Below are 12,231 nucleotides of genomic sequence, written 5' to 3' on the forward strand. Positions count from 1 at the left end.
GTCTGCGGTTACCGAAGAGTATTGCGTGCACCCGGGCAGCGGCTAGTGCCGAACGGTCGGGGTGCCGTGCTCAGGCGTACCGGGCGGCGGCGCGGGACCAGTCGTAGGTGGCCCGGACCCAGTCCCGCCGGGTGGCGAGGAAGGCCCTCGTCCCGTCGTCGGCGGCGGCGACAAGCGCGGCGTCCCGCTCCGCGTACACGTCGAGCGTCGCGTTGAACCGGGCGGCCGCGGCGCGCAACGCCGCCTCCTCGCCCTGCCCGGTCTCGCCGGCGATCGTGGTCACCAGGTTGTGCGAGCCCGGGGCGACGCCGCGCTCCTTGTCGTAGGAGAACAGGTCGTTGCACCAGCAGACCAGGTCGGTGGCGAGCACGTCCAGCGCGGCCAGCGCCGGATCCGCCCGCCGGGCCGGGCCGGGCCGCGCCGGGTGGGCCAGGTCGGTCACCGTGAAGCTGGGCCGGACGCCGCCGGTGTGCCGGCGCATCTGCACGTACTCGGCCACCCCGGGCACCCGCCGGTGCTCCCGGTTGGCCGCCTCCCAGAGCAGCGCCAGCAGGTACTCCCGCAACTGGCTGACCAGGCGCAGCAGCAGCGCCGGCCGTCGCACGTCGCGCGCCCGTCGGCACAGGTCGTGCAGGGCGACCGCGAGCGGGCCGGCGTCGGTCGGCGCGGGCGCGGCCGGGTCGCCGTGCCGGTCGAGCGCGGTGAGCAGCGTCGCCACGGTGGGCGCCAGCCGGGTGGGGTCCACGCCCAGGTCGCCGTCGTCGCAGGCGTCGTCCACCACGAACAGCCAGGTGATCAGGTCGGTGAGCAGCCGCAGCCCGTCCACCGTCGCGTCCGGGCAGGCCCGCCCGGCCAGCTCGGCGGCGTGCGCGCCGGCCAGCCTCCGCTGCCCGGCCGGGTCGTCGACCAGGCCGAGGTCGCGGGCCCAGTCGGCGCTCGCCGCGGCGACCCGGTCGACCGCGGGGTGCCGCCGGGCCGCGAAGGGCGGCTCGTGCAGCGCCGAGAGCGCGTAGCCACGCATCCCTGCCCCCTGTCCGCCGCCCGTGGTCTCGACCGGCGGGCAGGAGCGTACGGCAGGGTGAATCGGCACCCATCGCTGGGATATGCAATTTTCACAATGCGCTTGTCATGACCCGCGTACGCTCGGTCAGAAACCCAGCTCGGCGGCGCGCAGCCGGTCCGCGGCCCCGGTCGGGCCGTCCACCTGCACCCGGGCCACCCGCTGCCGGCCGCTCACGAACAGGATCAGCTCGCCCGGCGCGCCCACCAGCCGCAGGCGCTCGCCGCCCCGGCCCACCCGGAACTCGCCGTGCCCCGGCGCCTGCACCAGCACCTCGGCGGGGAACCGCCGCAGCGCCATCCGCGCCAGCAGGCCGACCCGCTTCCAGAGCATCGCCTGCTGGCCGGTCGGCAGGTCACGGGGACGCCAGCCGGCGCCGGCCCGCCGGACGTCCTCGTGGTGGATGAAGAACTCCACGCCGTTGGCCAGCTCGTCGGTGAGGGGGTTGCTCACCGGGCTCCACACCGGCGGCCGGCGGACCCGGGCCACCAGGTCGGCGTAGGGACCGGCGGCGACCCGGCGGCGGACCGCCTCGCCGTGGCCGCGCAGCGGCGGCAGCAGGATGCCGCCGGCCGCGTCCGGCCGGCGCTCCCGCACCAGCAGGTGCGCCGCCAGGTCACGGGTGGTCCATCCCTCGTTGACCGTCGGCGCGTCCGGTCCGAGTTCCAGCATCAGGTCGGCGAGCGCCTCGCGCTCCGCCCGGGCGTACCGCGGCATGGCCCCGATGGTAGGCCCGATCGGGGCCGTCGGCGCGGCGTGGGCGCCGCGGCGGCCGAAGCCGGTGGCCCGGGCTCGCGGGGAACGTGACGGCGGACATATCCCGGCCGGGTCGGCGGAGGTGGCGGCGAGCGGTAAGGATGGGGGAGAAAATTGCGGCTTACGGCGGGGGAGAGCGTGGCGAGCAGGACAAGTCGGGACGTGCTCGGCAGAGGACTGCGGGTGCTCGGCCGGGCGATCCGGGAACAACCCCGGATCTTCGCGGTGGCGGTGACCGGCAGCGTGCTCTTCGGCCTGCTCGTGATCGCCAGCGCGTACGTCGTCGGCGCGGTGGTCGGCGACCTGGTGGTGCCGGCGGTGGAGCGCGGCTCGGTGGCCACCGGCGCGCTCGCGCTCGCCGCCGCCGCGCTGTTCGGGATCAGCGTGCTGCGGGTGGTCGGCATCTTCGGCCGACGGCTCGGCGCCGGCTACATGCAGTACCGGCTCCAGGCCGCCTACCGCCGCCGGGTCACCCGCCGCTACCTCGACCTGCCGCTGGCCTGGCACCACCGCAACTCCACAGGCACGCTGCTGTCCAACGCCAACTCCGACGTGGAGGCCGCCTGGTACCCGATCGCGCCGCTGCCGTTCGCGGTCGGCACGCTGGTGATGCTGGTCGGCGCCGTGGCCTCGCTGTTCCTCACCGACTGGGCGCTCGCCCTGGTCGGCCTCGCGGTCTTCCCCGCCCTGTTCGCGCTCAACGTGGTCTACTCCCGCCGGATGGCCCCCCGGCAGGCCCGGGCGCAGCGGCTGCGCGCCGAGGTCAGCGGCATCGCGCACGAGAGCTTCGACGGCGCGCTGGTGGTCAAGACCATGGGCCGTGAGTCGCAGGAGACGGCCCGCTTCGGCGCCCGCGCCGGCGAGCTGCGCGACGCGCTGATCTCCGTCGGCCGGCTGCGCGGCGTCTTCGACCCGATGCTGGAGACGCTGCCCAGCCTCGGCACGCTCGCCGTGCTGGTGGTCGGCGCGATCCGGCTCCGCCAGGGCGCGATCACGGTGACCGAGCTGGTCAGCGTCGCGTTCCTGTTCACCGTGCTGGCGTTCCCGGTGCGGGCCATCGGCTGGGTGCTCGCCGAGCTGCCGCGCAGCGTCGCCGGCTGGGACCGGGTCCGCCGGGTCCTCGACGCCACCGGCGAGATGCCGTACGGAAACGTGACGCTCGACCCGGCCGTCCGCACGCCGGCCACGCTGGGCTTCACCGACGTCCACTTCGCGTACGAGCCGGCCGAGGCGCACCTGCCCGGCGCCGAGGTGCTCGGCGAGGTGACCTTCACCGTGCCCGCCGGGAAGACCGTCGCCCTGGTCGGGCCGACCGGCGCCGGCAAGTCCACCATCACCTCGCTGGCCGTGCGCCTGGTCGACCCGCGCACCGGCCGGGTCACGCTGGACGGCGTCGACGTGCGCGACCTGACCGCCGCCTCCCTCGCCGGCACCGTGGCGCTGGTGGCCCAGGTGCCGTTCGTCTTCGACGACACGGTCCGGGCCAACATCACGCTCGACCGCGACGGCATCGGCGACGACGAGGTGTGGGCGGCGCTGCGGCTGGCCGAGGCGGACGGCTTCGTGGCCGCGCTGCCGGACGGGCTGGACACCATGGTCGGCGAGCGGGGCACCTCGCTCTCCGGCGGGCAGCGGCAGCGCCTCACCCTGGCCCGGGCGATCGCCGGCCGGCCCCGGCTGCTGGTGCTGGACGACGCCACGAGCGCCGTCGACCCGCGGGTCGAGGCGGCCATCCTGGCCGGCCTGCGCGCCCCCGACGACGGCGGCGCGCCGGCGTCGATCCTGGTGGTGGCCTACCGACGGGCCACCATCGCGCTCGCCGACGAGGTGATCTACGTGGAGCACGGCCGGGTGGTCGCCCGCGGCACCCATCCGGAGCTGCTGGCCACCGTGCCCGGCTACGCCGACCTGGTCACCGCGTACGAGCAGGCCGAGCAGGAGCGCGAGCAGAACCGCACGTACGACGAGGTCACCCCGATGACCTCCGGCCTGGAGATCGAGGTTGACCGGTGAGTGTTTCGGCGGAGGCGCAGCGGCCCACGGCGGAGTCGGCCGAGTCGACCTGGGGGACGCTGCGGCGGGGGCTGGCGCTCTCCCCGGAGCTGAAGACCGGGCTCGCCGGCACGTTGGCGCTGGCGCTGGTCTACATGGTCGGCCGGGTGGCCGTGCCGGTGGCGGTGCAGCGCGGCATCGACCACGGCATCGTCGGCGGCCTCGACCTGGACGTCATCTCGCTGACCGTGACGATCACCGCCGCCGTGCTGGTGGTCACCACCACCTGCGGCTACCTGATGATGCGCCGGCTGTTCACGGTGAGCGAGACCGCGCTGGCCGGCGTGCGCACCCGCGCGTTCCGGCACGTGCACGACCTGTCCATGCTGCACCAGCAGTCGGAGCGGCGCGGGTCGCTGGTCTCGCGGGTGACAAGCGACGTCGACCAGATCACCCAGTTCCTCCAGTGGGGCGGCGTGATCCTCATCGTCAACCTGGGCCAGCTCCTGGTGACCACCGCGGTGATGCTCGCGTACTCCTGGCAGTTGACGCTCGTGGTGCTCGTCGCGTTCGCGCCGGCGGTGCTGATCATCCGACTGTTGCAGCGCCGGCTGGCCGGCGCGTACGGACTGGTCCGGCAGCGCACCGGCACGCTGCTCGGCGCGATCGGCGAGAGCGTGGTGGGCGCCCCGGTGATCCGGGCGTACGGCATCTCCGGGCGCACCGCGCGCCGGCTGGACGCGGCGATCGACGGGCAGCGACTGGCCCAGCAGCGGGCCATCCGGATCAGCATCGTGGGCAGTTCCGTCGGTGAGTTGGCCGCCGGCCTGGCGCTGGCCGGCGTGGTGGTGGTCGGGGTGAGCCTCGGCGTCGACCGCACCCTGTCGGTCGGCCAGCTCACCGCGTTCCTGTTCCTGGTCACGCTCTTCATCCAGCCGGTGCAGATCGCCACCGAGGTGCTCAACGAGGCGCAGAACGCGATCGCCGGCTGGCGCCGGGTGCTCGACGTGCTGGACGTCGCCCCGGACGTGGCCGACCCGGGCGAGCAGGGCCGGGAGCTGCCGGCCGGGCCGCTCGACGTCCGCTTCGCCGGCGTGACGTTCGCCTACCCGGGCGGGCCGCCGGTGCTGCACGGCGTGACGCTGGACATCCCGGCGAAGAGCCGGGTGGCGGTGGTGGGGGAGACCGGCAGCGGCAAGACGACGTTCGCCAAGCTGCTCACCCGGCTGATGGACCCGAGCGAGGGCGAGGTGCTCCTCTCCGGCCTCGACCTGCGCCAGGTCCGTTTCGACTCGCTGCGCACCCGGGTGGTGATGGTGCCGCAGGACGGCTTCCTGTTCGACACCACGGTCGGGGAGAACGTCCGCTTCGCCCGGCCGGACCTGACCGACGCGCGGCTCACCGCCGCCTTCACCGAGCTGGGCCTCGCCGACTGGCTGGACGGGCTGCCGTCCGGGCTGGACACCCCGGTCGGGGAACGCGGCGAGGCGCTCAGCGTCGGCGAGCGGCAGCTCGTGGCGCTGGCCCGCGCCTACGTGGCCGACCCGGACCTGCTGGTGCTGGACGAGGCGACGAGCGCGGTCGACCCGGCCACCGAGGTCCGCCTGCAACGCACGCTGGACGCGGTGACCCGGGGGCGCACCACGCTCGCCATCGCGCACCGGCTGTCCACCGCGCAGGCGGCCGACGAGGTGATCGTGGTGGACCGGGGTCGGATCGTCCAGCGCGGCCCGCACGAGGAGTTGGTGCGCGACACCGACTCGGTCTACGCCCTGCTCTACGCGTCCTGGCTGGAGCAGACCCGCTGATCCCGCGGGTCCCACAGGGCTGGAGCAGACCCGCTGATCCCGCGGGTCCCACAGGGCTGGAGCAGACCCGCTGATCCCGCGGGTCCCACAGGGCTGGAGCAGACACGCTGATCCTGCGGGTCCGGCAGGGCTGGAGCAGGCCCGCCAGCTAGCGGGTCTGCTCCAGCGGGCCGGTGAGGTAACGCTGGAGGGTCGGGCCGATCGTGGCGGCAAGCGTGTCCGGCGACGCGGACGCGACCGGCTCCAGATGGATCACGTAACGCATCATGGCCAGGCCGGCGACCTGGGTGGCGACAAGCGCGCCGCGCAGCGGCACCTCGGCCGGGTCCAGGTCGAGCTGGGCGACCACCCGGCGCAGGATCTGGGTGGTCAGGAACTCCCGCAGCAGACGGGCGGTCCACTGGTTGCTCACCGCGGAGCGGAGCAGCGCCACCGCGGCCACGCCCGCCGGGGAGTCCCAGACCGACAGGAACGTGCGGACCAGCCGCTCGCCGACCTCGTCCGGGCCGCCCGCCATGACCCGCGGCACCAGCGCGGCCGGGTCGATCGGGATCGCCATGGCGGCGCGGAACAGGTCCTCCTTGGTGCCGAAGTAGTGGTGCACCAGCGCCGGGTCCACGCCGGCGGCCGCCGCGACCGCCCGGATCGGCGTGGCGTCGTAGCCGCGCTCGGCGAACGCCTCCCGGGCCGCGTTCAGGATCGCCTCGCGGGTGTCCGGGCTGCCGGGCCGCCGCCCGGTGCGACGCGGGCGCGCCGGCTCGGCGGCGTCGCGGCGCGGGCTCATCCGCTGCGCCGGCGCAGCGTCGCGGCGGCCAGCACCAGCGCGACCACCGCCGCCCCGGCCACGATCGCCACGTCGCGCCACATGGTGCCGGTCGGGTCGGTGTGCGCGCCGACCTCCTGGAGCGCCTCGACCGCGTACGACAGCGGCAGCGCGTCGCTGATCGCCTGGAGCCAGCCGGCCATCTGGTCGCGCGGCACGAACAGCCCGCAGAGGAGCAGTTGCGGGGCGACCACCACCGGCATGAACTGCACCGCCTGGAACTCGGTGCGGGCGAACGCCGAGCAGAGCAGGCCGAGCGCCACCGCCAGCACCGCGTTCACGCCGGCGATCAGCACCACCAGCCACGGGCTGCCGGCGGTGTCCAGCCCGAACACCTGGTAGGCCACCAGGGAGGCGACGGTGGACTGGAGCACCCCGGCCAGGCCGAACGCGATGCCGTAGCCGAAGAGCAGGTCGAGCTTGCCCAGCGGCGTGGTGAGCAGCCGCTCCAGCGTGCCGGTGGTGCGCTCGCGGAGCATGGCGATGCTGGTCACCAGGAACATGATGATGAACGGGAAGAAGCCCAGCATGATCAGGGCGACCCGGTCGAAGGTGCTCGGCGCGCCGGGCGGGGTGGGCTGGTCGACGTACATGAAGTAGACGAGCGTGAGCAGCACGACCGGGACCACGACGAGCAGCGCGAGGGTGCGCCTGTCGTGCCGGAGCTGGCGCAGGATCCGCCCGGTGGTGGCGGCCAGGATGCGACCGTTCATGACGTGGCCTCCGGCTCGGCGTCGCGGATCAGGCGGAGGAACGCCTCCTCCAGGTCGTCCTCGCCGGTCGCGGCGCGGACCGCGGCCGGGGTGTGGTCGGCGACCAGTCGGCCCTCGCGGATCAGCAGCAGCCGGTCGCAGCGCGCCGCCTCGTCCATCACGTGGCTGGAGACCAGCAGCGTGGTGCCGGCGGCGGCCATGGTGTGGAACCGGGCCCACAGGTCGGCCCGCAGGACCGGGTCCTGCCCGACCGTGGGTTCGTCGAGGACGACCAGCTCCGGGTCGCCCACCAGGGCGCAGGCGAGCGAGGCGCGGCTGCGCTGGCCGCCGGAGAGCGTGCCGACCAGTTGGTCGGCCGCGGTGGCCAGGCCGACGTCGGTCACCGCCCGGTCGGCCTCGGCGCGGCCCCGGCCCTGGAGCACGGCGAAGTAGCGGGCGTTCTCCCGGACCGTGAGGTCGGCGTAGACGCTTGGCGCCTGGGTGAGGTAGCCGACCCGGCGACGCAGCTCGGCCGAGCCGGCGGGCCGGCCGAGCACGTCGACCGTGCCGCCGCCGATCCGCTGCACGCCGACCACCGCCCGCATGAGCGTGGTCTTGCCGCTGCCGCTCGGGCCCAGCAACCCGGTGACCGTACCCCGGGGAACGTCGCAGCTGATGCCGTGCAGCACCCGCCGCCCACCCCGGTCGACCACCAGGTCGCGGACCGACACCGCGCCGTCCATGACCGCCTCCGACAATTCGTCAACTGATGAAATCAACGCTAGATGAATTCTCTCCACCCGGCAATAGCGGTTGACTTCGAGTGGACTCGAACTGGAAGCCTGGTCGGCGTGGACATCGGTATCCGGGAGAAGAGCCTGAGCGTCGGCGAGGCGGCCGAGCGGGTCGGCCTGACCACCTACACGCTGCGCTGGTACGAGCAGGAGGGCCTGGTCGCCCCGGTCGGGCGGGACTCCGCCGGCCGCCGGCGCTACACCGAGGCCGACGTCAACTGGCTGTTCCTGCTCACCCGGCTGCGACGCACCGGCATGCCGGTACGCGACATGCGCCGCTACGCCGAGCTGGCCCGGCAGGGCGACCGCACGCTCGGCGCGCGCCGGGCGCTGTTCGAGGCGCACCGGGTGCGGGTGCTGGCCCGGATGGCCGACCTGACCGAGGACCTGAAGGTGCTCGACCACAAGATCGACGCGTACCGGCGCGCCGAGGAGGAACTGGGCTGAAGCCGCCCGCAGCGGACACCCGGTCCGCCATCGGTCATTGCGCCGAAGATCGGACTTCCGGCACCATGTCGCGGTGGGTCCCGCTTCGTTGCCCGAGTCCGGATTCCTCGACGACTGGGCCGCCCGCCTCCGGCAGGCCGCGGACCGCCCGGTCGTCGGGATCATGCTGCGCGGCAGCCACGCCCGGCGGGCCGCCACCGAGCACAGCGACGTCGACGTGGACGTGCTGGTCGCGGCCGACGACGACCGGCCCGCCTCGTCGACCCGCCCCCGCCCCACCGACCCCTACGCCGCGCGGCGCGCCTACCTGACCGAGTTCGACGGCCGCCTCGTGCACGTCTCGGTCGCCTCCCGGGACGTCCGCTCCTGGGTGCACCGGCTCGGCCAGCCCGCCGACTGGGCGTTCGGGCTCCCGGTCACCGCGCCCGCCCGGCTGCTCTGGGCGGTGCCGGAGTGGCGCCGCCGGATCGACCTGCCGGTGCTCTGCCAGCCCGCGGACGAACCACGCCTGGAGGAACTGATCGCCACGCTGGGCAAGGTGGCCGGCGCCCGCTGGGCCGGTGACCCGATCGGCGTCCGGCTCGCCGCCGCCGACCTGGCCCGGCTCTGCCCCTCGGTGCTCCGGCTGGCCAACCCGTCGGTCCGGGTGGTGTCCCGGCGGGCCGCCCTGACCGCCGCACTGGACCTGCCGGTCGCGCCGCCCGGCTACCGCGCCGACATGCTGCTCTGCCTCGGGCTGCGCGCCGGCGACCCGACCGAGGTCGGTGCCGCGGCCGGCCGCCTGGTCACCGGGATCGTCCCGCTGGTCCGCCCGTACGCCGACGAGGTCACCGCGGTGGCCGGCGCCGACCTGGCCGAGGCGCTCGCCGACGGCCGGGTGGACCGCTACCTCGGTCAGCTCGCCCGCGCGCTGCACGCGGTGCCGCCCGTCACCCGGGACGCGTCTTCGGTGCCGGCGCCGCGTGCGGGAGAATGGTCAACCGTGCCCGCCTCTGACGCGCCGGTGACCGGCGCACCCACCCGCCCCGTGGCCCCCGGCCCGGCCCGCCCCTCCCGGCTCGACCCGGCCATCGCGGCGAAGCTGCGCCGCGGCCCCGACGGCCTGGTCGCCGCCGTGGTCCGTGCGCACGACTCGGGTGAGGTGCTGATGGTCGCCTGGATGGACGACGAGGCGCTGCACCGCACGCTCACCACCGGCCGGGCCACCTACTGGTCCCGCAGCCGGGGTGAGTACTGGGTCAAGGGCGCCACCTCCGGCCACCACCAGTACGTCCGCTCGGTAGCCCTGGACTGCGACGGCGACGCGCTGCTGGTCAGCGTGGAACAGGTCGGCGCGGCCTGCCACACCGGGCACCGGACCTGCTTCTTCACCGACCTCCCGGTCAGCTCGCCGGAGGTGACCCCGTGACCGACGGCGCCGTCACCCCGGACCGGTCCGCGTTCACCGAGTTGGCCGCCCGATGGCGGGTCGTGCCGGTCACCAGGCGGCTGCTGGCCGACGCGGAGACCCCGGTCGGGGTCTACCGCAAGCTCGCCGGCGGTCCCGGCACGTTCCTGCTGGAGTCCGCCGAGCAGGGCGTCGGCTCGGCCGGCACGGCCTGGTCGCGCTACTCGTTCATCGGCGTCCGCAGCGCCGCCACGCTCACCGAGCGCGACGGCGAGGCGAGCTGGACCGGCGCCCCGCCGGCCGGCGTGCCCGCCTCCGGCGACCCGGTCACCGTGCTGCGGGAGACCGTCGCCGCGCTCGCCGGCCCGGCCTGGGACCCGGGCGGCGACATGCCGCCGCTCACCGGTGGCCTGGTCGGCTACCTCGGCTACGACCTGGTCCGCCGCTTCGAGCGGCTGCCGGAGCTGACCGAGGACGAGCTGGACGTGCCCGAGCTGGGCATGATGCTCGCCACCGACCTGGTGGTGCTCGACCACTACGAGGGCTCGGCGATCCTGGTCGCCAACGCGGTGCTGCCCCCGCCGGACGCGCCCGACCGGCCGGAGCGGGTGGCCGCCGCGTACCACCACGCGGTGGGCCGGCTGGACGCGATGACCACCGCGCTGTCCCGACCGATTCCGCCCATGGTCTCCACTGTCGACCGGCCGGGCATGGGCGAGGTGACCAGCCGGACGCCCGACGGCGGCTACCCGAAGGCGGTGGAGGCCGCCAAGGAGGCGATCCGGGCCGGCGAGTGCTTCCAGATCGTGCTCAGCCAGCGCTTCGAACGGGCCACCGACGCCGACCCGCTCGACGTCTACCGGGTGCTGCGGACCACCAACCCCAGCCCGTACATGTACCTGCTGCGCTTCGACGGCTTCGACATCGTCGGCTCGTCGCCGGAGGCGCACCTCAAGGTGAGCGCCGGCCCGGACGGGCGCCGCCGGGCGCTGCTGCACCCGATCGCCGGCACCCGGCCGCGCGGCGGGTCGGCCGACTCCGACGCCCGGCTCGCCGCCGAGCTGCTCGCCGACCCGAAGGAGCGCGCCGAGCACGTCATGCTCGTCGACCTGGGCCGCAACGACCTGGGCCGGGTCTGCCGCCCGGGCACGGTGCAGGTGCCGGAGTTCGCCACCATCGAGCGCTACAGCCACGTCATGCACATCGTCTCGACGGTGGTCGGCGAGCTGCGTGACGACCGCACCGCGTTCGACGCGCTGGCCGCGACGTTCCCCGCCGGCACGCTCAGCGGCGCGCCCAAGGTGCGGGCCATGGAGATCATCGAGGAGCTGGAGCCGGTCCGCCGCGGCGTCTACGGCGGCACCGTCGGCTACTTCGCCTTCGGCGGCGACCTGGACATGGCGATCGCCATCCGCACCGCGCTGATCCGCGACGGCCGGGCCTACGTGCAGGCCGGCGCCGGGGTGGTGGCCGATTCCGATCCGGCAGCCGAGGACCAGGAGACCCGGAACAAGGCCGCCGCCGTGCTGGCCGCGATCGCCGCCGCCGAGACGCTGCGGCCGGCCCGATGAGCGCGCCGGTCACCGCCGCGGCCGGCCGGGCCGCCGCCCCGGGCCGGCGCGAGCTGGCGTACGCGGTGCTGCTCTGCCTCGCCGGGGCGGGCCTGGCGGCGTGGGCGGTGACCCGGGGCTGGTCGGTCGAGCCGACCGCGCGCGGCGCGCTGCCGTCCGGTCAGCGGCGGAGCACCGGCGCGGACCTGCTGCCCTGGGCGTCGGCGTTGGCCTACGTCGGACTGGCCGGCGGTGGCGCGGTGCTGGCCACCCGGGGGCGGCTGCGCCGGGCGCTGGGCCTGCTGCTGACCGGCGTGGGGCTGGGCGTGGCGGTCGGCGGCGGCGTCGGGCTGACCGAGGCCGGGGTGACCCGGCACTGGCCGGCACTGGTGCTGGTGGGTGGCCTGGCGCTGGCGGCCGGCGGGGCGTTCACCGCGGCGCGCGGCGCCGGCTGGCCGGCGATGGGCGCCCGCTACGAGCGGCGGGCGGCCGGGCCAGGCGGGTCAGCCGACGCGGACCGGCCGGCGGTCGAGCGGGGCACCCGGGACGCGTGGGACGCGTTGGACCGGGGCGAGGACCCGACGGTCACCTGACCGGCTGCGCCTCGCGAGCGTCGCGGCGGTGCCGGGCCGCGGCCCGGGCGGCGGTCAGCTCGGCCACCAGTCGCTCCAGCTCACGGCGCTGGGCGGCCCGGGCCCGGTCGGCGCAGACCGCCTCCCAGGCGTTGCCTCGGGCGGTGCGCGTCCGCCCGTCGCCCGCCGCGGCGCGTTCGAGCGTGTGCACCGCCCCGACGGCGAGCGAGGCGACGGTCCGGGAGATGGTCGTCAGCCCGAGGTTCTGGTTCGGCCCGTTGGCGCTCATGGTTCACCCCACACGAGATCGTTTGGTGACGGTCGGCAGCCGCCTCGACGAGTCTGCCCGA

General features: G+C 75.3%; 12 protein-coding genes and 1 pseudogene. 7 read left to right on the top strand and 6 right to left on the bottom strand.

Annotated elements, in window-relative coordinates; genetic code table 11:
* Positions 1 to 70: 70 nt before the first annotated feature.
* Positions 71 to 1,021 (bottom strand): terpene synthase, encoded by a 951-nt coding sequence (locus ACIA5A_RS04525; protein WP_396756350.1) that lies wholly within the window; start codon positions 1,019 to 1,021, stop codon positions 71 to 73.
* A gap of 126 nt (positions 1,022 to 1,147) precedes the next feature.
* Entirely contained in the window at positions 1,148 to 1,777 is a 630-nt protein-coding gene (locus ACIA5A_RS04530) for a TIGR03085 family metal-binding protein (protein WP_396756352.1), read from the bottom strand.
* Positions 1,778 to 1,954: 177 nt separating this feature from the next.
* On the opposite strand from ACIA5A_RS04530, the gene ACIA5A_RS04535 reads away from it, so the two are divergent.
* Complete coding sequence (locus ACIA5A_RS04535; RefSeq protein ID WP_396756354.1) at positions 1,955 to 3,829, top strand: ABC transporter ATP-binding protein; 1,875 nt, start codon at positions 1,955 to 1,957, stop codon at positions 3,827 to 3,829.
* Positions 3,826 to 5,616: an ABC transporter ATP-binding protein gene (locus tag ACIA5A_RS04540; protein WP_396756356.1), complete on the top strand. Its 1,791-nt coding sequence runs from the start codon at positions 3,826 to 3,828 to the stop codon at positions 5,614 to 5,616. The genes ACIA5A_RS04535 and ACIA5A_RS04540 overlap by 4 nt, the downstream gene beginning before the upstream one ends.
* 148 nt (positions 5,617 to 5,764) lie before the next feature.
* Here ACIA5A_RS04540 and ACIA5A_RS04545 read toward each other — a convergent pair whose 3' ends face one another.
* Genes ACIA5A_RS04545 through ACIA5A_RS04555 form a run of 3 tightly spaced genes read right to left on the bottom strand, consistent with a single transcriptional unit; the run spans position 5,765 to position 7,874 of the window.
* Positions 5,765 to 6,400, bottom strand: coding sequence for a TetR family transcriptional regulator (locus ACIA5A_RS04545; RefSeq protein ID WP_396756358.1), 636 nt, complete (start codon positions 6,398 to 6,400; stop codon positions 5,765 to 5,767).
* Positions 6,397 to 7,152 carry an ABC transporter permease gene (locus ACIA5A_RS04550; protein WP_396756360.1) on the bottom strand — a complete coding sequence of 252 codons (756 nt, stop codon included), beginning with the start codon at positions 7,150 to 7,152 and terminating at the stop codon, positions 6,397 to 6,399. The genes ACIA5A_RS04545 and ACIA5A_RS04550 overlap by 4 nt, the downstream gene beginning before the upstream one ends.
* Complete coding sequence (locus ACIA5A_RS04555; protein WP_396756362.1) at positions 7,149 to 7,874, bottom strand: ABC transporter ATP-binding protein; 726 nt, start codon at positions 7,872 to 7,874, stop codon at positions 7,149 to 7,151. Before ACIA5A_RS04555 ends, ACIA5A_RS04550 begins: the two co-directional genes overlap by 4 nt.
* 108 nt (positions 7,875 to 7,982) lie before the next feature.
* Here ACIA5A_RS04555 and ACIA5A_RS04560 point away from each other — a divergent pair, with 108 nt between their 5' ends.
* From ACIA5A_RS04560 to ACIA5A_RS04580, 5 genes and pseudogenes are all read left to right on the top strand, one after another.
* On the top strand, positions 7,983 to 8,372 hold the full coding sequence (locus ACIA5A_RS04560; protein ID WP_396756364.1) for a MerR family transcriptional regulator: 390 nt from the start codon (positions 7,983 to 7,985) through the stop codon (positions 8,370 to 8,372).
* A 163-nt stretch (positions 8,373 to 8,535) separates the two neighbouring features.
* Positions 8,536 to 9,174, top strand: a pseudogene (locus ACIA5A_RS04565) (phosphoribosyl-AMP cyclohydrolase); the annotation flags it as partial.
* 180 nt (positions 9,175 to 9,354) lie between these two features.
* Positions 9,355 to 9,780 (top strand): phosphoribosyl-AMP cyclohydrolase, encoded by a 426-nt coding sequence (hisI, locus tag ACIA5A_RS04570; protein WP_396756509.1) that lies wholly within the window; start codon positions 9,355 to 9,357, stop codon positions 9,778 to 9,780.
* Positions 9,777 to 11,330, top strand: a complete 1,554-nt coding sequence (locus ACIA5A_RS04575; protein ID WP_396756366.1) for an anthranilate synthase component I — start codon at positions 9,777 to 9,779, stop codon at positions 11,328 to 11,330. The genes hisI and ACIA5A_RS04575 overlap by 4 nt, the downstream gene beginning before the upstream one ends.
* Positions 11,327 to 11,902: a Trp biosynthesis-associated membrane protein gene (locus tag ACIA5A_RS04580; RefSeq protein WP_396756368.1), complete on the top strand. Its 576-nt coding sequence runs from the start codon at positions 11,327 to 11,329 to the stop codon at positions 11,900 to 11,902. The genes ACIA5A_RS04575 and ACIA5A_RS04580 overlap by 4 nt, the downstream gene beginning before the upstream one ends.
* Here the strand turns inward: ACIA5A_RS04580 and ACIA5A_RS04585 are convergent.
* Complete coding sequence (locus ACIA5A_RS04585; RefSeq protein WP_396756370.1) at positions 11,895 to 12,170, bottom strand: hypothetical protein; 276 nt, start codon at positions 12,168 to 12,170, stop codon at positions 11,895 to 11,897. The two genes, ACIA5A_RS04580 and ACIA5A_RS04585, sit on opposite strands and share 8 nt — an antisense overlap.
* Positions 12,171 to 12,231: the final 61 nt, after the last annotated feature.

The sequence above is a fragment of the Micromonospora sp. NPDC051300 genome (genome assembly GCF_044455315.1).
Classification (GTDB): Bacteria; Actinomycetota; Actinomycetes; order Mycobacteriales; family Micromonosporaceae; genus Micromonospora; species Micromonospora robiginosa.